Below are 23,691 nucleotides of genomic sequence, written 5' to 3'. Positions count from 1 at the left end.
GCATCATCCGCTGTACAATGCTCGCCTTTAATTCCCTGCTTACAGGATTCATGGGTGTCCACCTCGTTCTCGTTTTCCTCACTATACATTCATACAGTGGGTACGACAACTATTTTGACAGAGGGGGGTACGGTCGCATCCCATGCGGGTGCGTGGATTGAAATTACCAAAGGTACGCCCGCTTGTATCTCGGCAATCGGTCGCATCCCATGCGGGTGCGTGGATTGAAATTGTCCCAATCATCAAAATGTTTATTGCCTTCGATGTCGCATCCCATGCGGGTGGGTGGATTGAAATAGACGATCAACGCGCATTTTAGACACAACACCGCGCACGTCGCATCCCATGCGGATGCGTGGATTGAAATCTCGGTAAGGAGTTCGAATTCGTTGTAGAGACAGCGTCGCACCCCATTCAAGTGCGTGGATTAATATTGAAGCATCGATTACTCTCTGCTAAAATTTGCAGTGAAAGGTGGTCGATTTTGATGGCGAATCATTTTGCCAGTATGCCACGCGGCTCATACAAAGCCTATTCTTAGGGCGGACCTTTGTATGGGCGGACGATCAGTAACCCTGTCCGCCTGCAAGACGTTTCAAAGGATGGGCTTTGCACCTTATTGTTTAATTTTAAAATAAGGGAGTTGAGTGCATTGACTAATCCATTCAAACGTCAACATCTCATGGATCTGCAAATTCATGTCCAACAATTGTTAGTTGAACTCGCGAAAGACGATATCGGCGCAGGGTTCCAAGCAGCAGCCTACTGGCACGGAGAGCCGGTTCTGAATGCTTTTTCAGGCAGTGCTGATGCCGCAGGACGACACTCCGTGACCCCAGATACTTTATTCGTTGTGCAATCTTGCTCCAAAGGCATTATTTCGACTGCCATTCATATTCTCGTCCAACAGGGCAAGCTGGCTTATGATGAGCGGATCTCTCATTACTGGCCCGAGTTCGGAGCAAACGGAAAGGAAAAGATTACTCTCCGTCAGGTGCTTACCCATACTTCAGGAGTTCCCTTGATGCCCACGTACGCGGATATGCGGCTTATCACAGACTGGCGAACGATGGTCTGTGAGATGGAGAAGCTGGAGCCAATCTGGGAGCCCGGCAGCAAGTCAGGTTACCATGGTCTCACCTTCGGCTGGATTTTGGGAGAAACCGCATCTCGGGCTGACGGTCGGACCTTATCTCAAATTGTTCATGACGAAATATGCAAGCCTTTAGGCATCGAAAAAAGTTTGTATTTAGGCGCTTCCTCGGAAGTAGAATCCCGTATCGCCGAGATTAGCGGTGACGCCGTACCGATTGCTTCCATGCCGGACGACATGCTTTTCAAGCGAGTGCTGCCTCCTGCCCTGGTCCCGGTTGCAAATCCGGAATGGAATTCGCCTTGGTTCCATGCAGCGGCCGTACCCGCTGTGAATATCGTCGCTACGGCGCAGGCGTTAGCGTATATGTATGCCTCGCTGATTGGCGAGGGCGTGAATGGTAAACGTCTGCTTGAGCCAGCTACCATAGCGGAGGCGATGTCACTCCATTTCGAAGGCATCGACGAAGTTGCACTTGCTCCCATTAGATTGGGACTTGGATATAACCTTAGCCAAGCCGGCGATGTAATGGGCGGCAACCCGATGGCTTTTGGTTATGCCGGTTTAGGGGGCATGATTGGATATGCCGATCCAACAAATTGCCTTGCTGTGGCGGTACTGTGTAACCGTATGAAGGTGGGACGGGGCAAGCGCTCCCCGGATCGGCTTGTAACCGATCTGATCCGAGAAAAACTTAAGTCGTGCTAAATCATCTTTTTATGCCTTAAAAGGAAAGGCCCGACATCGTGAACTGTCGGGCCTTTTACTTTATATAGGGCGGCTTCCACAGACTTGCAATCTTTAACCGCTCGTATAACGATATGTAGACTCAGCGCTTGGGTCCGGCGGCAGCTTCTTACTGACGGGTTTATTCAGCAGTTCGATTAGCGAACTCGGTTCTTCCCCTTTTACCTCTTCATGCCAAACCGCCGTTGCCTCTGACGATTCGCTCCGATCCTGCAGCATACGATATATGTTATACATAAGTCCCATGACGGGTCCTCCTTTAAGTTAATGCCGAAGAATGGCTAATTGTATATGCTGGCCACTCCAATGGCTGATATTAGTACTATCGTTATTTTAATGATAATGATAATGATAATGATAATGATTCTCATTGTCAATTGTAATTTATGAATTACCATTTTGACTTTGTCCTCCTTTGAAGCGCAGATCCCCATTACGTATCTCCTCCTCATCTTTATTCCTTATCCCTTATCCCCTATCCTTTACTTCCTACCTCTTATCTTCATGCAACATCATCAAAGGTTTCACCAATGCCCTCCATCTTTCAGGCATATTTTCGCGGTAATCCGCATAGACCGCTTTCAAAAATTCAGAAACATCCATAACGCGATCCTCGAACAAAATCTCTTTGATTTCCGATGTTTTTACAGGCACCAGATGATTCGTTACACTCTTGAATTGACTCAGAGGCAAAAACATAGCCGGGCTTTTCCTATAGCTGCAATGCACGGGAAAACGCGGAGAACTGCCGGAGTCGTATTTCGATAATTTAACGGCCGAGTAATGGCCCGCTATGAGCGGGTAAGCCTCGAATTCCAGTACGGCAAACTTCCCTTCGGGTTCCCTCCGCGTATAGGTGTCCAGCATCTTCAGGCACTCCCTTAAAGTCGGCCAAAAAAACACATGGCCATCCAAGCATGCCCGGAATTGCTCCTGAGTTGTTCCGGCGTCGATCATTGAGTCCGCTATTCTCAGGTGCGAGTTGATCGTCATCGCATATTGTTGATAATCGACTACCGTTGCTTGCAAACGGCGTTCCCCGGCATGACCGGGGTTGATGGCATTGCTTGAAAACAGCGCATCGAAATGAGCCATTGCCTGAAGATTTTGAACCCGGGTAAAATGGTAAAGCGATTTTCTGCCCTTTGTTTTGGTGATTTCCGCTGCAATATGCTCTTTCATAAGGACGCTCCTTCCAAAGTTAGTGCCAGAATTAGGTTTCCAAAAAATGCTTTTTTCAATCCCATCGCCGCGTATATACCAGTGGTCTGTTTGTTCATACACTTCTACGCATAAAAAGAACCCGCAGCTCTCATTGAAAGCGCGGGTAAATGCCGGCATGCGGCCCATTTGAGCGAGAAGAAAAAACATTGTGCCAAAATCTCAGTTTTCACTGCTATTTGCAGTTGTAAACATTAACGGGAATACGGCGAAATCTGCCTCATAAAAATTAGCACATCATCCCGGTCAAAGGTTCCGTCCCGGTTCAGGTCAAGCCGGAATACAGGATTCCCTAACATGAGCACGATATCTTCTATACCAATGCGGCCATCGTGCGACAAATCGAGTTTGCCAAAAGGAATGACCGGAAGCTGTCGTACGCCATTCACCGGTTCGTTATTAGCGGTCATCATGGCGCCGCCTTGGAAGCTTAATGTAACGTCATCATCGTTCAGAAATACCGGTGCGGGAAACGTGACTTTTATCGTTTGCAGGTTGGAATCGATCGCGGCGTACACGGCGTAAACTGCACTGGTGGCCGTTGCTCCGCTGCCCGCGGCCATGAATTTGCCTGCTTGCACGCCATAGGTTGCATTTAATACCGAAGATAACGTGACTGTTGCCGAGTAACCCGCTGCATCGCTAAATGCCGATAGGACACCCGGATCTTTTCCTCCCGGAATGATGTATAACTCCCACTCCGATATGGCCGCCTCCGCCTCCGTCAGCTTACCCAAGTTTGTGACGAGGTTTTTTTGATAAGCCGTAAGTTGTTCGTAAGCCGTGCGCGCCGCGGCGATAGCCGGTTTGTCCGCCAATGTAACCGCAGCCCGCTCCGGCAGTTGTCCGATTGCCGTCATCACCGCCGATGCCGCATTGTTATCCGCAGCTGTATCGCCCAAAAACACCTCCAGTTCCACCAGCCCGCTGTATGCCTGGCTGCTGTTCGTTATAACGATCCGCAGCTTGCTGGAAAACACCGTATCGAAGTTGACCGTATTGAGATAGGCTGCCGGAATAGCCGGATTTTTTATTGGGTTCGTTACACCGGTCCAAGCGTTGCCATTCCAATATTGGACCTCATAACTTGCCGGAGGCTGTACACCGCCATGATCATCGTAGATATACAGCTTGACTTGGTTAAACGATGCCGCCGCGCCAAATTGAATGTCAATCGTATCCGACGTATTAGGGGAGCCATAGTTAGTCCAGCGGTCGCGCGGGTTTTCCGTATAGGATTGAATCCCGTTAACGATGCTCCATACGTTATCGCAACCGCAAGTGTAAGATGCGGATACTTGCGGATATCCCGTTCCTGCCGGGTTTAAAGCCAGATTCGTCGCATTCTGCGCGTAAGACTCGGATGGACTGGAGATTAGCATCATCATCAACAATATAACGGCGGCACTTGTCGCCAGTGCACCTAATTTGAATGCCATTTGTCTTGAAATCATAATCCCTCCGAATGATTGATTTATCGTATGACAACAGGGGTGACTCCAATTAACATGATTTCAAGATCGCGGACATCAAATATGCCATCGAAGTTCATATCCTTCTGCTGCACTGTGCCTTGATCGAGCAGTTTTACTATATCGTCGATACGAAATTCCCCATTGTTCATCGGGATAAACTTCACGATAACGCTTTTGCGATGCGGAGTCTCTGCATTTCCCGCTTGGTCGACGGTCCAATAATCGATTGTATGTACACCTTCCGTGGATAGCTCAATCGCAGTTCCCGTTTGCTGCGCACCGCCATCCAGAACGTAATACGTGGCGGCAGCGCCAGCCCCCGTATCATACACTTGCAAAGTGACAGTTACCGCATTATTTACCCAATGCGCCGGAGCATTGTCTGTTGTCACCGGAGCCGTCTTGTCAATTTTCACCGTTGCCGTACGTGTCGTTTCCACATTGCCTGCATGGTCGACGCTCCAGTAGTTCACCGTATGAATGCCTTCTGCTGACAAGCTAACAATTTGTCCATTCTGAATCGCTCCGTTATTAACTTTGTAATAGGTAGCGGCAACTACGGAGCCGTTTGTATTATCGGCCGCTGTCAGCCGCACATCCACATTATGGTTCACCCAATTGGCCGGCGCGTCGTCCGTTGTCGTCGGAGGTATCGTATCCGCTAAAGTCGGGGGAAACGGCGCATCGACTTGTACGGTGATTTTAAAGTTTAGGCCAACCCAGCCGCCGCTGTCGGTAAGCAGTATTCGCGCTTCATTCACCCCGGCGTACACCGCGTTATTGACGGTTGCATCGCCGCTAATTACACCCGAAGATTCAATATGGCCGGCCGAGGTGCCGTTTAGCCATATGTCCGCATAGTTGTCCGCCTTCACTTCAAAAGCAATCTGCGGGTTCGTAAACGGAGCCGGTACGTTAAATTGGACACGGTAAAGGACTGACTGTCCGATGCAGTAGTCGGTACCGCTGGGACCGCAGTTGATCCAACTGTTCGTCCCGGGTATAACCCCCCATGGATGCTCGCCGTACAGATAAGCCGGACTCCAGGTTTGCCCGTTGTCCAATGAGAACTCCGTATAAGGATCCGTTGCTCCCGGGCTGCCTGTCGCCCCGCTTATCGTCAGCGTCTGCGGTTCAGCCGCCGCTTTGTCGCTAATAAAGCAAGCTGCGAGGAACACCAGTAACAACGATCCGATCATAGGCCACAAGCTTATTTTATTCATATCGAACCCCCGTCTTATGAATAGTATTCTATGATCTCTCAGCACCCTGTTGTTACCTCTAATTATATGTGAACCTATCGGCCTATTTATAGATGAAGAAGTTCACCCGATTGGCCAAAATCTTCTCTATATTTCGCATTATTTTAGCATTATTTTCCGATTGCATATGACTAAAGTCATGTTTGTGCTAAAATGAAAGAGAGTTTTCTATATCATTCCATGCGAGGACTGAAATGGATGCCAATTTTCAGCAAAAAATAGCGTTTTATTGCACGCTCTCCGTGATCATTGCGGCGGGCTTGTTATTGCTTCATACGAGCCAATTTTCAATTGAGCTCTTTTGGCTGGTCGGTCTATATGTCGCCATGGTTGTCATACGCAATTTTGTCATCAGGCTCGATTTGCAGCGGCTGGCCGGCACTTTGTTTCTTGGCTTGCAGCTGATTGCGGCCTTTGCCATATTGATCTTGTCGGAAGACTTTTTCGCGCAGGTGTTTATATTAATCCTGATCGGTGAATTTACATTTTATCACTCGCGAAAATATTCCCTCGCATTTACGATACTCACCTACATCAGTTGTGTGTTTAGTCTCTGGATTTACCGTGATTTCCCGCCTTTTGAGCAAATCTATTATATTTTTCCGCGGTTCATCGAATATTTAGCGATGTTCGGAGGCAGCCTGCTGGCCAAAATTGCGTTCCAGCAAAGAAATCAGCTGGCGAGGGATAATGAGCAGCTGCGAATCGCCTCCATCGAGCTGGAGCGCAAAGCCAAATTGCAGGAACGGGCGCGCATATCCCGCGATATTCACGATTCGGTCGGACATACGCTGACGTCCGCATTAGCGGGGCTGCAGACAGCGGCGCAGGCCATTGAGAAAAACCGCCTTTCCCTTGCCGTAGAGATGATCGAAAGAACAAGGGAGAACATCCTTACCGGCTTGGACGATGTCCGCACTTCCGTACACCTGCTGAGTGAAAATCATCCCGGTCAGCAGTTGATCCCGGAGCTGCTGGAGCTCATCGAGGAAACAAAAAAACAAACCGGTGTGGCCATTGAATACATCATCGACAAGGCACTGCCCAACGTTTCGCCCATGGTGGAAATCACGCTGTTCCGGGCCTTGCAGGAAGGCTTGACGAACGGCATACGCCACGGCGCCAGCACTGTTTTTCATTTTTCGTTGACCCGCGAAGCCGAGCGCATCAAATTTCGCTTAACGGATAACGGCAAACCGCCGGCGCAGATTATGTACGGATTTGGCTTAAACGCCATGAAAGAAAGAGTCGAGGGTGTTGGAGGAACGCTGTCGGTTTCCAGCGGGGCGGCTAGAGACGGGTTCGTGTTGGAAATCGCTATTCCTGTCCAGCCCGATATAGAAGAACGGAGTGAGTCCATTGTCTAAAGCAACCATTATCGTAGCCGACGACCAGCCCTTGATACGCGACGGCATTGCAGCTATTTTGGACATGGAAGACAATTACATCGTAGTAGGCAAAACCGGCGACGGATTAGCTACAATAGAACAGGTGCAGCTGCAGCGTCCCGACCTTGTGCTGATGGATATCCATATGCCGAAGCTCGACGGATTGCAGGCAGCCGAGCGGATCAAACGGGAATTTCCCGAGATCAAAATACTGATTTTGACCACGTTTGAAGACACCGAATACGTATGGGAAGCGATGCGCCATGGAGCCAGCGGTTATTTGGTGAAAGGGATCGAAACGGCAAAGATGCTCTCCATTATCCAAGATTGCCTCGACGGCAGAATCAACTTCCCTGCCAGCATTCAACAACGGCTTGCCCAATTACTTCACCACCCGGACGAAAACGAAAAAATGAACGATTTGTCTTTGCAGGAACGCAAAATTGCCGGCAGCTTAATGCAAGGAAAATCCAATCAAGCGATTGCCGACGAATTGTTTCTGACTACAGGCACCGTAAAAAATTACTTAAGTTCGATTTACAAAAAGCTGAGTGTAACCAGCCGTTCCGAAGCCATCGCTTATTTGCACGGTAAAGAGCTTTGAATATACTAAGCTGCGACAAAAAGGACCGCCCATGGCGGTCCTTAAGCAATTACGGGTGTTTTAGTGGTGATGCCACCATGACTCGACAATTTGGTGAGCCTGTTGCGGCGGGTATCCTCTGCCGATCAGATAAGTAATGGCCGCAGCTTCTCTCAGCGCATGCTCGGTGCCAAATTTTTGAGCTTCCCACATGCCATGCCGAACCCAAGGCTCAACGGCGGCTAACGTTTCTTGCATCAGGTGATGGTGGCCCGTATGCGGATAATGGGGATACGTCATTGCCAAAGTGTTTCATCCTTTCCGTTTGTCATTACACTTCAGCATATGCCCATACCGTTAATTGTTGAGCCCAATTCCAGCTGTTCGCTTAAGCCGGTTGTATCTTGACATTAGCAGTTGAGCGCATGTCTGCGCCGCTGAATATACCGCTTTTGCCCCGCAAACATTCGGCCAACCGGAATGATCTGGTTGGCCGAACGATTTACTTGCCGATCAAACCGGCTTTTTGCAAGAGTCTTTTGACAATGGCGGTAGTTTCCGCGCGAGTGATGTTCTCGCCGGGATGAAGCATGGTGCCGTCGCCTTGCGCAATGCCCAACTCCACGCAGGTTGCCATGGAAGCTTTCGCCCAATCGGACACGCGGCTGCCGTCGGCAAACGATTGCAGCGTTTTTTCGATTTTGCCGTTATCGGCGGAAGCCGCCGAGCTCAGACTGTCCATATATTGGGCCGCGCGGGACAAAATCGTGAACGCTTCCTCGCGGGTAATGGAATCCGCCGCTCTGTACCGGCCTCCGTCCCCGGCGACAAGTCCGAATGTATAAGCGGTCGATACGGCGTCGTAATACCAGGCATCTTTGGTTACGTCGGCGAAAACATTTTGGCTTGCGCCGCGTTTTTCAATACCAAGCGCCCGTGTCACAATAGCCGCAAATTCTGCTCTCGTAATCGATTGGTCCGGTGCAAAGACGGACTCCCCTATCCCGCCAACGACAAGTTTGGATGCCATATCTTCAATATCCTGCTGCGCCCAATGGCCGGCGGTATCCCGGAACGTCAATGCATTATGGATAAACGCATAAGTGCTGTTGCTTAAGCTGTTGATTTTGATATATCTCTCGCCGTTCACAGTCACTATAGCGGTTGGCACATGAGTCAGACTGCCGTCCGCATGTACAAGAGCGACTGTTGTAATGTCCGATTCGGATACACCTTGAGGCAGCTTGACGAGTCTTTCAACAAAACGGCTGAATGAGCTGACTTCAACTTCATTGTTATTGCCTTTCGCTGTAATTTCGAATTGGACCGGAGACAGCACCAATTGTACGCCTGCGGCATCCGTGCTTGTTTTTACGAAAGCCGCGGTTTGGGTGTCAGCGTTCTGCACCCTAATTTCAAACTGCACCTGCTCGATCGATTGCGCTCCGACACGGGATGCGACGTCCGACAGATCAATCGCGTTCATCGGAAGCACATAAATGATATCCGCTTGCGCGATTTCCAGCACGGCCTCCCGGCGCGCCAGTTCATTGGCCGATTTACCGCTGATCAATGCAACAATGGCTCCAGCTTGTTCATCGGCTTTAATCGCGATACGTGTTTCTCCTGCCGGTTTATTTTCCAAAGCTTTCGCAATCTGCGCATCGTCGACGGTTGCATAAGCGGTCGTCGCTCCGTTCTCGGATCTTGTTTCAATTTGGGCAACTTGAACGTTCGTACCGGCTGAAACGGTGCTGCCTTCCGCTGGGTTTTCCTGCGTACTGCCGGTATTGCCCGTTTGCTCATTTGCAGTCGTACTGCCACTCGGCGAGCTGCCGCTGCCGTACAGATATCGTCTAAAGTTGGCCGTTACGACGGTATAATCCTCCGGCATCACGTAATTGTAGTCTGCTTCCGTTATCTCTATGCCGCCGATGGTCCAACCGGTGAACAAATAACCGAAGTTCGGCTTAGCGCTGAGTGTTACCACTTCGCCGGCCGCATAAGATCCTTCACCCGACACGGTTCCTCCCTCCGTCGGATTTGCAATGACGGAAAGCTCATATTTCTGCGGCTGCCTATCCGTAACCGTAATCAGGCTGACCGCGGTTTTGTTGCCATCCTCGGTACTCACCGTAATACGGGCGGTGCCCTTGCTTAAGGCGGTAACCATAACATAAGGGACGCCATTTTCAGTTTCTTCGACAATAGAGGCTACCGCCGGATTATCAATGGCCCAAACGACATTGCGGTTGGTCGCATTGACCGGATAAACGGCCGCCGTCAATTTCTGCTGCTGACCTGCCGTTAACTGTACTTCGGAAGGAGTCAACTCCACTCCGCTGACGCTGACAACCGGTTCGTCAGCTCTAAAATTCGCCGTTATGCTGGCAGCCCGCGCCGGCATCACATAGCTGTAGGTTGCTCCGGTAACGGTGGATCCGTCGATACTCCAATTTACAAAAACGTACCCGCGGTTTGCTTGGGCTCCAATGGTGACCGGCTGCCCCGCAATATAGGAGCCTCCTCCCGTTACAATCCCGCCTTCAGCCGGGTTAGCGTAAAGTGTTAAATCGTAACGCGGCGGCGGCGTTTCCGTAACCATAACCAGACTGACGGCCGTTTTGCCGCCATTTTCCGATGTTACCGTAATGTTGGCCGTTCCGACTTTCAAAGCCGTGACCGCTGCGTATGGCAAACCGTTGTCTACGCCGTATACGACTGCGGCTACAGACGGATTGTCGCTTGTCCACGAAACTTTGCGGTTCGTCGCGTTGACCGGATAAATAGCTGCGTTTAACGTTGTCTGCTGGCCTACTCCGATCGTCAAAGCCGGCTGGCTGACCGTAAGACGGTCAACACTGACCGCTGGAACGACGCCGTCAGGTATAAAAATATCATCGGCATAAATGCTGCCCACACCCGATGTAGGAGCGGACACCGAAAACTCCGACATGCTGACGGCGGGATTCCGGAATTGCGCATCTTTGACTTTCTCCACTCCATCCACACTAATGGAGAACGTCGATGTCGCCGTATTGATCGTCACTGCGAAGTCCAGCCATTGATTGACCGGTAACGCCATAAAACTTTGATCCGTATTGCTGGAGCTCTTATAAATCAGATCGTTGTTATTGCCGACCATCACCGTAACGACCTGTTTTAACTGGCCATCGCTGTTTTTGCCGGAAATGTTGATGTTGGAGTACTTCACAATCGCATCCCACATCCCTTTAAAGCGGAAGACCAGCTCACCGCTCACATCTCCGATCGGCGTGAGCGCGCTTGCTCCCACCGTTTGATTGTTCGATGTTACCTTCAGGGCACGATTTGCCCCTAACGCGACAATTTCCGAATAGCCGCCGGCATCGTTAAATGTAAACCCTGTAATATTGCTGCTGCCGCCTACCGGCATATCGTCAAACGAAATGAACCTGCCCGTAGGTGGCATTGTTGTGCCAACGACTAGCTCGCTGCTTTTCTCCGACGTATTGTCCGCATTGTCTACAGCAGCGACACGTACGGAATAAGCCGTGTTCGAGCTAAGACCGGCAAGCTTGTACGTAGCTGCGGTTACCGGGATCGGCGTCTGCGCGCCGTTTACATACACATTGTAGCCCTTAACCCCGCTCGCATCGGAGGCGGCATCCCATTTAAGGCCGATATAATCGCTGCCTGCATTTGTGTAGGTCAAATTCGCAGGAACGGATGGCGGCGTTTTATCTGTCGCTACCCCTATTACATTATCGATGTATACCGCTCCGCCGGCATTGGAAGACACGGTAAGACGGTTTACTGCCGATAAGCGGTTTGCAAAAGGCACATCATTGCCGATATTCGTTCCGTCCATATAAACGCTGAACGTCCCCGCCAAGATGTTCATATCCAGTTTCAGCTTATGAACATTTTGCGGCGTATACGCGGCCTTTTGTTGACCCCCGACATACACATACCCGTTGTTGAACACAACACTTGCCGCTTGGGCCGTTTCATTGCCTACCGCCACATTCGCATAGTCGGCGGCCTTGACGTCCAATTCAAGCGAAAGCCCTTCCGATTTGGCGGGGAATGTTTTATAGGCATAACCGCCGGCTGCGCTTTGGATATTCAAGCTTTTGCCGGACGCTCCGGCTTCCACAACGGCGGATGCGTTCTGCACATTCCAGCCTTCCGGCTGATCGCCTGCGCTGCCCGCTTCAAAGTCGTCGAAAATTTCCGGGCGGCTCAGCTTGATCCGCAGCGAACGCCCTGCTTTGTCTTTGACGTTTGCCTGAATTTTCAACGTCGGAGATGTTTGCAGAATCGTAATGCCCGCATCCTTTTCGATATAATTCCCTGCGACCGTATCGACTTCCACCTCGATGGTGCCCGTATTTTTTTGTGTCGGGTCGGACACTGACAGCTCGATTTCCCGGGCGTCTTCTTTTACCATCACCGAAGCTTTCTTGTTGACGGTCACCTTCCCAGACTTATAAATCCCGTCGTTCCAGAAGTTCGCGGCGAAAATTCCCAGCTTGTTCTCCTGCACCGCATGCGCGGCCGCGCTTTTTTCGACAACGGCAATGTCCGGATGTTGGCTGTAGCTTTCCGTTTGCGCCGCATTTTTGCCGGGCAGCAGCACATATTGATAACCGGCGTCCGTCGGACTTCTGCCGTGATCAAACCAGAAGGTAGCGAAATTTTTCGTTCTTGGCACGGAATCCTGGAATTTCTCGTACGTATTCATCAACAGCCAAGACTGCGTTCTTTGCTCCCGCTTGCCTGTAATCGAAGCGGCTTCCGGGAAATAATACCCGACATCCGCACCCGCCACGTTGCCTTCCACGTTGATCCACCGCACGTTGTCATGCACTTTGGTGAACGCTTCAGTCTTCGGCGCTCCCGGCCCCGTTACGGACAAATTATCGATTTTGGCATAACCCGCCGTATCGTCGCCGCTGACCGTCCAACCGCTCGAAGCCGGATTCGCCGGCAGCGGAGTAATGGCGTTAAAATTTTCGTTGTAAATATCCGTGTTTGGATCGGTGTCTTTATACATCCGGATATTGTCGACCCAGATTGTACCGGCGTTGCCCTTGGGCGCCGTAATTTCAAGCGTATCGACCGAACCTAACGTCGCCGTCGGAAACGGCACATTTTCCAGATCTACGGCTGCGCTGGATACGTGATCTTTGGCATTTTTTATTTTTTTGCCGTTAATATAATAGACGTTTTTTTTCTGATCGAGATTCACTTCCATCTTGATGTGATTCCATGTGTTCTCGCTTACGATGGCATCGTCGGCCATGCCGTCGTTCCCGTTGGCCAGCCGGTAAGCCCATGTCATATTTCGCAAATCCAAATAAATCGCGGTGTCGAAAGTGTCCGGTGTTGTTTTTTCCTTTAATATTTTCACGCCCAAGAAATTGTCTTTGGCCGGCAAATATGCGTCCATCTCGACGACCAGCGTACCGCTGGACTGCTCCGTAAATTTTCTTCGCACCAGTTTGTTTTTGCCTGACGTCGGCGCGGATACCGTAATCGCCTGATACACCGTAGTCACCGGAGCCGGCGGAATGATCGCGTCGGCATCAAAAGCAATGTCCGTGCCATTGATCGTAATCCGGTTGGTCGCGTCGTTTTTCAGCTTGGTATTTTCAATAATCGTTTCGACGGGGTTGCCGGAGGTCGATTTAATTCCCGAACCTAGGGCAACAATCTCGTCGTCGAACATAAACCACGATTTTTTGCTGTCGACGTCATTGTTCATCTGCATGCCGGAGGCGCCGTACAAACCGGAAATGTCAGTGCCGCCGACCCAATTATACGGGTTCGCCGTATTGGATCTGTAGCTGCTTGCCTTCGATTTTTGTTCCACTGTCGTCCCGGGCAGCCGGTTATGATCAACGGTTCCCCAGAAATCGTCGCTGTAGCGTTTTTTGTCCGCATTGTATAAGTAGGTCATCCCGTCCGCCGTATGCCACATGTTCGTCCCTTCGTTGTTTACCACCTCGTAGGTGCGGATGCGGTCGGAAAACATCGCAAGCCCAAAAGCAAAACCCGGCCGGAGGTGCACCACCCGATCCATCGACGAATACCGTTTATGCTTGATCAGCTCGCCCCTGGATGGAATCGCGGGATTGGCCAAGATCGATTTGGCGTCCAATATTTGCGATAACGATACATAATACTCCAGAAAACCTTCGCCTACCGGATCGTTGTATATTTGCTTCTCGGTATCGTTTTCCAGAAAATATTTAACCATGCTCAGGCAGCGCTCCCGCTGGTCACCCGGAAGAATTCCCGCCATCGTGATTAATGCGCGGATAATTTGTCTGCCTGCAATATGGTCCTGGCCGCCGGCCCGGGAAATTTCCCTGTTTCGCGACATATCCATCATCACGCCGTTATAGATGAGAGGTTCGTACGCCTCAAAAAGCATATTGTAAAAGTTTTTCTCCAGCTCTCCTTCGGCGGTGCTGTATTTAATTTCCCACGCCGAACCGCTTAATACGGTCATCAGCGGAGCTACAGTCACAAGAAGCGCTTTTCCGTACCCTCCGGTATAAGGAAAATAAGAATGCTGCACAAAAGAGCCGTCTTGATAAAAACCGTCGCTTGTCGCGACAAAGGTAAACGCTTCTTTCAGAGCGTCCTTGGCATGCACCAGCTTCGAGTCTTGTTTCTGAATGATGCCCGATTCGGCTACGATGCTTGCTTTCCACACGCGGTTAGCGCCGGTATAACTTCCGACGTTCGGCGAGAAGCGGTCAAGCGGCTTCATAAAATCCGTCAGCTGCTGGGACGTCAACTCATCGTACATCAATATAATCGTGTCCAAATATCGCAGCGGAGTTCCGATTTCCCAATCGTACCAGTTGCCGTAAGGCAAGGTTGAGCTGGATGGCGAGCTCAGCGTGCCCAAATACGGATTTTCACTATATCTGCGCCCATCGTAATACATCCAGTTCATGGCCTGAATAATTTTCGTCTTCAGCGTCTGATCCTGATAATATTTGCCGCCTTTGGTCTGATAAGCCAATGCTAGCGTTTTCAAGCGGTCGTACGTTAACGTAACTTGGCTTGAAGCCGTATTGTCGGTTTTCGAACTGGCCACCATCGGCAAATCCGCCCATACATAAGCACGTGTATCCACACCGCCTTGCATATTGGCGTCGACAAAACCGTTTAATACATCATCTGCTTTGGCATTGACGACATTTTCAATGTAGAATTGCACATCCGGGTCGTTGACGTTATAATCTTTTCCTCCGGTAATCTGATAAAACCATCTCCCCCTCAGCACATCAAACGCATCATCGCTGCCGCTGCTGCCCGTATCTGCAGCTACTACCGCCGGTGTCAGCATCGACAACAGGATGGCAACGATCAAAGAGATGCTTAAGGTTTTTTGTAATTGTTCCTTCACTTTAATTCCCTCCTCTTGATCATTTTCCGTATTTGCATAGGCTCGAACATATTGTAAGGGTTTTCATAACAAATGTGAACATGAGTAATTGCATATATTTTGGTAGTTTTTTTAGAAAAAAGCATGATAAGGTCCTCAAGAGGCAGGACGATACCATGCTTTATCGTTAAAGTTGCGCTTATACATTCAGCAGAGCGGCGTGTTGCTCCGCCTTGCCGCTGATGGTGAATTCGAGCTCGTGCAGTCCGCCATCGTCAATCAGATCGACATATGCCTCCGCAATTTTCCCGCGATCGGCGCCGGTGACGGAAGGGCCGGTTGCATTTTCCTTGCGAACCTTGATCACATACAACGTGTTGCCAAACTTGTAACGTACCGAATAACCCGGCCAATCCCCCGGCAAGCACGGGCGAATCCACAGGCGCGATCCTCTGCGCTGCAGCCCGAGAATCCATTCGATTCCCGCTTGATACATCCAGCCGGCCGCGCCGGTGTACCATGTCCAGCCCGCTTTTCCTTCGTGAGGCGAGGCCGTGTACACATCCGCAGCCATGGCGTACGGTTCTCCCTGATAACGCCGAACCTCCTTCGCCGTGGATGTATGGGAGATCGGATTTAATAAGTGAAACAGCTCCGACGCTTTATCCCCGTTGCTTAACATGCACCAGGCGATAATACTCCAGATGACGCCATGCGTATATTGGCCGCCGTTCTCGCGTATACCCGGCGGATAACCTTGAATATAGCCGGGACTCGGCGACATCCGGTCAAACGGCGGATCAAGCAGCTTGGCCACGGACAAGCTGCGGTCCACCAGCTCGCGGTCGAACGACTCCATTGCCGATATGGATCGATCGGCCGGCGCGCCGCCGCTGATAATCGACCACGATTGCGCGATCGCGTCGATGCGGCATTCATCATTGCCGACGGAGCCGATCCATTGCCCCGCATCGGTGAAGGCCCGCCTGTACCAGCGGCCGTCCCAGCCGTGCTGATTGGCCGCCGCCGCCAGCTGTTCGCGGTAATTGCGGTACCGTTCCGAGCGTTCCGGTTCGCCGCGCTCCCGGCATATGGCCTCGAACCTGCCGAGCACTTCGCCGATAAACCAGGCCAGCCAGACGCTTTCGCCGCGGCCGTCCGCCCCGATCCGGCTCATGCCGTCGTTCCAGTCTCCGATGCCCATCAGCGGCAGCCCATGTTCTCCAAGCTGCTGCATGGAGCGGTCCAATGTGCGCAAGCAGTGCTCGTACAAGGAGCCGCTATTAGGTGAGACCACCGTTTGTTCGTAACGTTCATGTTCCCCGTCGCGCAGCGCGCCGCTGTGCAAATAAGGCACTTGTTCGTCCAATATCGATCCGTCTTCCGTATGCTCCATATAACGGCCGACCGCATACGGAAGCCATAGATAATCGTCCGAGAACAATGTGCGGATGCCGCGTTCTGTCTCCTCATGCCACCAATGCTGGACGTCCCCTTCTTCATATTGATGGGCGGCATGCAGCAGGATTTGCTCCCGCGTCAGATCAGGGCGCGTATGCAGCAGCGAAAGCGAGTCCTGCAGCTGATCGCGGAAGCCGTAGGCGCCGCCGGCTTGGTAGAACCCGGATCGGGCCCACATCCGGCATCCGAGCGATTGATAAATAAGCCATCCGTTCAGCAGCAGGTCCATCTCGGCATTTGGCGTCGATACTTCGATTTGCCCGGCAATGTCATCCCACCGCTGCTCCGTCCGTTCAAAAGCGGAACGGCACCGCGCGGCATCGCGGTACGCTTGCGCCAATGCCGTCGCCTCCTCCTTGGAAGCTTCGCAGCCAAGCGTCACATACACGCGGAGTTCTTCCCCCGCTTCCAGCTCGAACGGGAGCTGGACGGCGCCGCAAGAGTCGCTTCCGGCTCCGGTTTGTTTCGACAGCCGGGTTCGGCACAGCGCATCGGGCCGGTCTGCCGACCCGCCCCGCCCGATAAACTCCCGACGGTCGCTTGTCCATGACACGTCGCCTTGCCCCTCCGGCTGCCGGTCTGTTCCCTTGTTCGCATCCGCCCCGGACTTGGCCGTATGAATGCCTAAGAAAGCCGTTGCGCCGCGGAAATGCTCTTGGTACGTATTATGAGCCTGCAGCGTCTGAGAACGGTCGTCCCACTCCGTCACAATCATCGCCGTATTTTGTTCCCGGCGAACGCCAAGCACCCATTCCGCATAATAGGTGAAGCTCAGTTTTCTCTTGCGGGCCGATGTGTTGCGCACACGGATTTCTATCACTTTTAACGGATCGTCGGGTGCTACGCAAATGCCGGCTTCATGCCGGATTCCGCCGTTTACATGGCTGAAGCGGGAATACCCGCGTGCATGGGCGACCTCAAATCCGCTGGATGACGATGAATCCGTAGGGTACACCGTCCACCATTCACCACTTTCTTCGTCGCGGAAATAGCCCATTTCGCCGGGCGGATCAAGCACCGGGTCGTTGGACCACGGAGTCAGCTTGCATTCCCGGCTGTTGCGCCACCAGGTGTAGCCGGTTCCCCGTTCCGAAACAAGGCAGCCGAAATGAGGATTCGCCAGCACGTTAATCCAAGGCGCGGGCAGCGGATGATCACGCTTCAGTTGAATCCGGTATTCCCGACCATCCTGGGTAAAGCCGCCCCAACCGTTAAAAAATTGCAGCCGCTCCGCCGAGCCGCTCTCGCGAATGACGATATCCTCCGCATTTCTCCGTTCCGTCTCCTCTTGTGACAAAGCCGCAGGCGCAAAAGCTTCCGGCAGCTCCGCATCCTTGCGGGAAAACCTCAGCTGCGATTTCAGGCTGCGGCCGTCGGCTCGCAGATCAAGATGCGCCACGGACAGAAGCAGCGTCCTCACCTCTTGCGAGATGACCCTGCTGTTAAGCACGCGCACATTGCCGCCATCCTGCCGGTATCCGCTCTCCACCACGCGCTGCAGTGCATCCTGGAGCTCCTGATGATAACCTCCTTCGGATTCGTTAAGCAGCACAAGATCAAACACGACACCCATACGCTGCAAATAATCGCATCCGGTAAGCAGCTTGACGATAAAAGGGACAAACTCCTGATGTTTGATGCGGACAAGCAGGATCGGCCGGTCCCCCGATATGCCATGCGGCCATAAATCGGATTGGCCGTTGATGTTTGCGGCCACATCCCGCTTTCGCTCGTCGCCGGACGGCGATCGCAGCAGCAGCTTGCCGGCAAGCCGCTGAAATTCGGCGGCATCCGCTGTGGACAAGCGCAGATGGCGCAGCTCGATGCGATTGCGGATCCAGGCCAGCTGAAAAGCGTGCTCAACCGGACGGGCCGCGGTGAAGGGAGCGGCCATGCCAAGCACTTCTTCCTTGGAATGACCCGCGCAAGTGACTGCATACAGCTGAGCCTCTTCCCCGGGTTCAATGGCGATGCGATACCGCATGGCGAAAATCGGGTCGGTTACCGCGCCCACCGTTCCCTTCAGCCGGGAATGGAGCGTCTGCGGATTGGCACGGGTGTAGCCCCGTCCGATAAACGCCGACCGGTCCGTTTCGATCTCCGCCGCGCCTAACGCAGGATGCTGCGGCACCAAGGCGTGGGCTGCCCACAGCGGTTCATCGCCTTCCTGCCGCGGTCTGCGGCGGGCGAGCAAGCAGCCCGCTTCCTTGGCGTATTCGGTTTCGACAAACAACTTGCTGAAGGCGGGATGAGACTCATCGGCAATCGGCTGGGCAAGAACAATTTCCGCGTACGTCGTGACCTCCAAAATCCGTTTTTCCGAGCCGTTGTTTTTCATCGTCAATCTCCGAATATCGGCATTGCTGTCCGAAGATACGATGATATCCAGCTGTGTGCGGATGCCGCGGTCTTCGCGGGTGAAGGTGATGCGGTCCAAGCCAAACGATACCTGCCCTGCTGACGAAGGAACCCGGCAAGGCAGATAGGACGGCGACCATACGCGATCGTCCATCACATCCCGAATATAGAAAAAACATCCGTCTTCATCTTTGACCGGGTCTTCTTTCCAGCGTGTAACCGCCGTTTTGCCGTAATGGATAAACCCGCTCCCGCTGTCGGTCACCATCGTTGTCATCCTCCCGTTGGACAGAACGCCGAGTTCAATGGCAGGCAGCGGACGGCCCGGGCGCAAAAACTCCCGCACCGACACATCCCGTGTTGGCTCCGCCGGCTCGTGCGGCCTTGTCCGGCACACTGCGGCCGGATTGCGCACCGTCCGCACGGCCGCCGGAATCCGCTCCTGAAGCAGCGGCTCGGCAGCCTGCACCCGCTTATCGCGGTGAAACCGTTCGGTCATGATCCCGCCATGCAGCTCATTGACAATCGCAAGAAAACTCATGCCCTGGTGATGGGCCATAAAACTGTTGATGATTTGATATTTCTCCCCGTTAGGCAAACGATTGGACGTGAAATCTACAGCCTCATAAAAGCCGTAATCGCCGCGGGCGCCGATATCCTCCAGCTTGCGCATATTACCCAGCACGGATTTTTTGGCAAAAGGCAGCGCCAATATCGAAGCATAAGGGCTGACTACCTCTTCGCTTTCCAGCCCCCTCTGAAAGCCGAGCCCCGGCACGCCAAACGCCCGGTATTGGTAGTTCATTTGAAAATCGAAAGCGTAATAACCGGACTCCGACACGCCAAAGGGCAGTTCCCGCTGCCGCATATAATCGATCTGGCGCTTCACGACGGACTCGCATGTTTCGCTCCACAACGTTTTCCGGTATGTTTTCATAAATAAGCAAGGCATCAAATATTCAAACATCGTCCCCGACCAGGAAACTAACGCCAGCTTCCGCTCCAGACGGGTCATGGTGCGGCCGAGCTTCTGCCAATGCGTTACCGGAACCTGCCCCAAGGCGATCGCAATAAAGCTGGTTTGCCGCGATTCCGAAGCCATCAAATCGTACAATCCCGAATCTTTCCGTTCCTGCGAGACGTCGTAACCAATCGTAAACAACTGCGAAGCCGGTTCATACAGCGGCGTAAAATCCGTCCGCTCGATAAACGCATCGATACGCGTTAGCAAACGTTCGCCGCGCGATCTGGTTTCCGCATCCTGAAGATCGTCGGCTTTCTCCAGCCACTCCGCCAAACCTTCCTTAACGGCCACCAGGCTGCAAATCAGATTGCCCGAATCTACGGTCGAAACGTACCGCGGATGCAGCACCTGAAGCGTGCGGGTGTCGATCCAGTTGTAGAGATGTCCGCGCCACGAGTCGAGGTTTTCCATCGTCTTGACGGTGCGGTCCAGACGCAGGATCAACCCCGGAGTATCAATAAGCTGTAAATCCCTTGCAGCCAGCACAGAAGCTAGATACAAGCCGATGTTCGTCGGCGAGGTGCGGTGTGCGATGCCGTTAGGCGGGTCCATCTGCACGTTGTCGGGAGGCAGCCAATGCTCCTGCTCCGTAACGCTGTCTTCAAAGAAGTGCCATATTTGTCCGGCCAGCCTGCGCAGTTCGCCTTGTTCGGATTCGTCCAACCGTTCCTCTTCCCACGCCACCGGCGAGTTCAACCGTTTGACCAGCGCGGGAGCCGCCGCCAAATACAAGGCGACAATCAAGCCAATCAGACGTAGTCCGGCCGTAGGCTGAAAGGCAGTGGCAATTGCGAAAAGCGCAATCGCCGTATAACCTCCCCTCATGCCGAGAAGAATCGGCTGTTTGCCTTTCCGGTTGCTTCGCTCCACTTCAGCGGAGCTGACCCACTCGAGCAGGCGGCTTTTGGACACGGATAAACGGTATACGGTTCTGACAATCGCGTCGATCATCAGAATGCTCTGGTACGGCCAAGCGGCCAGCAGCAGCAAACATTGCTTTCCGACCTCCGCCAGCCCGCGCGGGTTGGACCAAAGCTGCCGCAGCGAAAGCACGTAACGAATGGCCGGCAAAAACCAGGTTATCAAAATAAGCAGCAGCCAGCGGCCGCTCGAGCCGGGCAGCACCGTCCAACCCAGCAGCAGCAATAGAAATAAAATCGGCGGCATCAAGCTCCGCCGCAAGTTGTCGATGATTTGCCAACGCGTCACAGCGGACAAATCGACCGGAACGGATGTCCCATTCCGGTCGCAGACCCGCGGAAGCAGCCAGCAGAGCAATTGCCAATCCCCGCGGACCCAGCGATGCAGCCTTTTCTGGAATGAGGCAAACGTCGCCGGCTGCTCGTCCCGCAGCTCCATATCCGCGAGCAATCCGGCCCGCATAAAACCGCCTTCCAGCAGATCGTGGCTCAGCACCCGGTTCTCGGGTATCCGTTCGCACAATAACCGGGCGAATACATCGACGTCGAAAATTCCTTTACCGGTAAAAATCCCCACGCCGATGCTGTCCTGGTATGGGTCCGATACGGCAAAGGAATAGGAGTCGATTCCCGGCGCCCCCGACCATAACAAAGCAAGCCGGGAACGCAGCGCGCCTTTATAGCTGGTAGCGATACGCGGCTGCAGCACGCCGTATCCTTCGATCACCCGCGTCCCTTTTCCGTTGAAACGGGGACGATTGTAAGGAACGTGCATCGCGGCGATCATTTGGCGGGCCGCTCCAAGCGGAAGCTGGGTGTCCGCATCCAGCGTAATGACGTAACGGATTCGGGAGAACACGCGGCGGTCGCCGACCACCGTTTCAAAACTCGTGTCTTGACGGCCCCGCAGCAGCTCGACAAACTCCACCAGTTTCCCGCGTTTACGCTCCCAGCCCATCCACGTATTTTCGCATGGGTTCCACACTCTGCGGCGGTGCAGCCAATAAAAGATGTCTTCCCCTTGATTGGCATATTTGCGATTGAGCGCTTCAATCCGCTGTTTCGCAGCCGCTGTGAGGGCTTCGTCGCCCGGTCCGCGCTCCGCCGCGGCATCGGTGTAATCGCTCAGCACGGCAAAACGGATATGCGGATCGTGGTTGGCCGTATAGTGCAGCTCCAAACGGTCCATGATCTCATCCACTTCATCCGCCGATGACCAAATGACCGGAACAACAACCATCGTTGCCGCCTGGTCCGGGATGCCGTCAAGAAATTCACTGCGCAGCAGAGGAAGCGGCTTATAGCGGTACCCAATCATCCAATGGGCGGCGGTAACGCCCCACTCGCTGGCCGGAAATAAGCAAGCGGCCAAAACCGCCAGCCACTGAAGCGGATGATCGGTAATGCCATAACCCATCCATATCGTAAGCGCCAGCCATACAACGGCCATACCGGAAAATAACATGCCAAAATAAGCGGTTGCCCTCGTATTGCCGTCGTTATCATATTCTCCGCTTGTCGCATCTTGCCTCCTGAATGCGGCAAGTTCCTTGCGCAAGCGAGCGATACCTTGAGGTTCCAACAAATAATATGCGGCATAACGCGCCCGATAAGATTCCTCTACTTGATCCCCCGGCTCCGGACCTTCAGCGGCTTCTTCAGCCCTATTTGCAGCTTGGGAAGGAACCTGGAACTTGGCGGCCAGCTCCACGGCCAGCTCGGCTGCATAACTTTCCGGAACCCGGCAGGCCCATGCCAGCCGTTCGACCTGCTTGCGCAGCAGCTCCCGGCTGGCCTCATCCAGCTGCGGATAAAGTCCGGCATGTTCCTCGCGTAAAATATGGTCGACCCGATTTAACCGGTCGAACGAAATCCGCCAATTCCAGCGCTCCATGCCCCGCATGCTGCTGATCAGATTTCCGACCTGCATGTTGTAGCCGGCCTGCAGCCGGTACTCGTAGGTTTGGATATGCTCCAGCTCGTCCGCGCCGTTATCGAACTGGAAGGCTAGCCATTCGCGCAATGCCGCGGCGTCATATTCCCATTCCCGCAAATGGCTGAGCAGATGAACCATTTTCGGTCCCGATAACGGCAAATCCCAGCCCTCGCCGGCCAGCAGACTGCGCAGTTCCGATAGATCATCGTCACCGTCCGGCTTCCACTTGGAAAAGATACGCTCAACGGCAAAACATGCTTCTCGCCGCTCGCGAATTTGCTCTACCAGCTCAGCCAGCCGGCGGAACAAGACGATGCGCAACACAAGAGGCAAGGCGTACACTTCCGCCTGCGTGAGCACTGTAACGCTTTGAAAATGCTTGAGGTAAGCAACCAGGTCTTCATCCTGCCACACCCATTCCGTATGGGCAAAATATTCGGCGCATAACGGCATAAGCCGCGGTTCGCCGGTTTTTTTCAAGACCGGCAGCTTGCCCAGCAAGGGGCCGCTTAGCTGGTCTTTTACAACCAGCGCTTGTTCTGTAAGAAACCCCGCGTGGTCGAGCAGCCACGCTTCGGCTTGCTGGGAGCACGCAGCGCTGCAATCGTGCAAACTGTCAATAAACTGATCTATGACTTGTACATCCTGATTGAATGTACGCAATATTCGCCTGGAAGCTCTTCGGTTGATCCGCGAATCGTCGGTTAAGGCAAGTTCATGGGCTTTTTGCTTAAGTAGTTCCATAAAAGTCCGCAGCCCTCCTGAATGCTGTTGGTTTATTTCTCCTTATTTTGCAGCGTCTGGTCGGGAAACATGCATCCTTTTTTCAATTTCAA

10 protein-coding genes are annotated in these 23,691 nt (G+C 52.9%); 3 read left to right on the top strand and 7 right to left on the bottom strand.

The window, feature by feature from the left end; genetic code table 11:
• Nucleotides 1-682: 682 nt before the first annotated feature.
• Entirely contained in the window at nucleotides 683-1,801 is a 1,119-nt protein-coding gene (locus EYB31_RS37915; protein WP_131018813.1) for a serine hydrolase domain-containing protein, read from the top strand.
• Between the two features lie 93 nt (nucleotides 1,802-1,894).
• On the opposite strand, the gene EYB31_RS37910 is transcribed toward EYB31_RS37915, so the two are convergent.
• From EYB31_RS37910 to EYB31_RS37895, 4 genes are all read right to left on the bottom strand, one after another.
• Nucleotides 1,895-2,086 carry a hypothetical protein gene (locus tag EYB31_RS37910; protein ID WP_131018812.1) on the bottom strand — a complete coding sequence of 64 codons (192 nt, stop codon included), beginning with the start codon at nucleotides 2,084-2,086 and terminating at the stop codon, nucleotides 1,895-1,897.
• 243 nt (nucleotides 2,087-2,329) lie between these two features.
• Nucleotides 2,330-3,022: a DUF7002 family protein gene (locus tag EYB31_RS37905; protein ID WP_131018811.1), complete on the bottom strand. Its 693-nt coding sequence runs from the start codon at nucleotides 3,020-3,022 to the stop codon at nucleotides 2,330-2,332.
• Between the two features lie 233 nt (nucleotides 3,023-3,255).
• Entirely contained in the window at nucleotides 3,256-4,500 is a 1,245-nt protein-coding gene (locus tag EYB31_RS37900) for a galactose-binding domain-containing protein (RefSeq protein WP_131018810.1), read from the bottom strand.
• A 35-nt stretch (nucleotides 4,501-4,535) separates the two neighbouring features.
• On the bottom strand, nucleotides 4,536-5,759 hold the full coding sequence (locus EYB31_RS37895) for an OmpL47-type beta-barrel domain-containing protein (RefSeq protein WP_131018809.1): 1,224 nt from the start codon (nucleotides 5,757-5,759) through the stop codon (nucleotides 4,536-4,538).
• Between the two features lie 233 nt (nucleotides 5,760-5,992).
• Here EYB31_RS37895 and EYB31_RS37890 point away from each other — a divergent pair, with 233 nt between their 5' ends.
• Both EYB31_RS37890 and EYB31_RS37885 read left to right on the top strand, forming a co-directional pair.
• On the top strand, nucleotides 5,993-7,165 hold the full coding sequence (locus tag EYB31_RS37890) for a sensor histidine kinase (protein ID WP_131018808.1): 1,173 nt from the start codon (nucleotides 5,993-5,995) through the stop codon (nucleotides 7,163-7,165).
• Nucleotides 7,158-7,790 (top strand): response regulator transcription factor, encoded by a 633-nt coding sequence (locus EYB31_RS37885; protein WP_165452821.1) that lies wholly within the window; start codon nucleotides 7,158-7,160, stop codon nucleotides 7,788-7,790. The genes EYB31_RS37890 and EYB31_RS37885 overlap by 8 nt, the downstream gene beginning before the upstream one ends.
• A 60-nt stretch (nucleotides 7,791-7,850) precedes the next feature.
• Here EYB31_RS37885 and EYB31_RS37880 read toward each other — a convergent pair whose 3' ends face one another.
• The 3 genes from EYB31_RS37880 to EYB31_RS37870 all read right to left on the bottom strand — a co-directional run bounded on the left by EYB31_RS37880 (nucleotide 7,851) and on the right by EYB31_RS37870 (nucleotide 23,599).
• The gene (locus EYB31_RS37880) at nucleotides 7,851-8,069 is read right to left on the bottom strand and encodes a hypothetical protein (RefSeq protein ID WP_131018820.1); all 219 of its coding nucleotides are present in this window, start codon (nucleotides 8,067-8,069) and stop codon (nucleotides 7,851-7,853) included.
• Between the two features lie 202 nt (nucleotides 8,070-8,271).
• Entirely contained in the window at nucleotides 8,272-15,177 is a 6,906-nt protein-coding gene (locus EYB31_RS37875) for a polysaccharide lyase family 8 super-sandwich domain-containing protein (protein ID WP_131018806.1), read from the bottom strand.
• 178 nt (nucleotides 15,178-15,355) lie between these two features.
• Nucleotides 15,356-23,599 carry a GH36-type glycosyl hydrolase domain-containing protein gene (locus EYB31_RS37870; RefSeq protein ID WP_131018805.1) on the bottom strand — a complete coding sequence of 2,748 codons (8,244 nt, stop codon included), beginning with the start codon at nucleotides 23,597-23,599 and terminating at the stop codon, nucleotides 15,356-15,358.
• Nucleotides 23,600-23,691: the final 92 nt, after the last annotated feature.

Source organism: Paenibacillus thalictri (assembly GCF_004307995.1).
GTDB classification, from domain to species: Bacteria; Bacillota; Bacilli; order Paenibacillales; family NBRC-103111; genus Paenibacillus_AF; species Paenibacillus_AF thalictri.
This window is presented reverse-complemented; position numbering and strand designations above follow the sequence as displayed.

What these genes read in the sequence shown, in the direction of transcription:
- EYB31_RS37915 (WP_131018813.1), top strand. Translation starts at nt 683, where the DNA reads ATGGATCTGCAAATTCATGTCCAACAATTGTTAGTTGAACTCGCGAAA.
- EYB31_RS37910 (WP_131018812.1), bottom strand. Translation starts at nt 2,086, where the DNA reads ATGGGACTTATGTATAACATATATCGTATGCTGCAGGATCGGAGCGAA.
- EYB31_RS37905 (WP_131018811.1), bottom strand. Translation starts at nt 3,022, where the DNA reads ATGAAAGAGCATATTGCAGCGGAAATCACCAAAACAAAGGGCAGAAAA.
- EYB31_RS37900 (WP_131018810.1), bottom strand. Translation starts at nt 4,500, where the DNA reads ATGGCATTCAAATTAGGTGCACTGGCGACAAGTGCCGCCGTTATATTG.
- EYB31_RS37895 (WP_131018809.1), bottom strand. Translation starts at nt 5,759, where the DNA reads ATGAATAAAATAAGCTTGTGGCCTATGATCGGATCGTTGTTACTGGTG.
- EYB31_RS37890 (WP_131018808.1), top strand. Translation starts at nt 5,993, where the DNA reads ATGGATGCCAATTTTCAGCAAAAAATAGCGTTTTATTGCACGCTCTCC.
- EYB31_RS37880 (WP_131018820.1), bottom strand. Translation starts at nt 8,069, where the DNA reads ATGACGTATCCCCATTATCCGCATACGGGCCACCATCACCTGATGCAA.
- EYB31_RS37870 (WP_131018805.1), bottom strand. Translation starts at nt 23,599, where the DNA reads ATGGAACTACTTAAGCAAAAAGCCCATGAACTTGCCTTAACCGACGAT.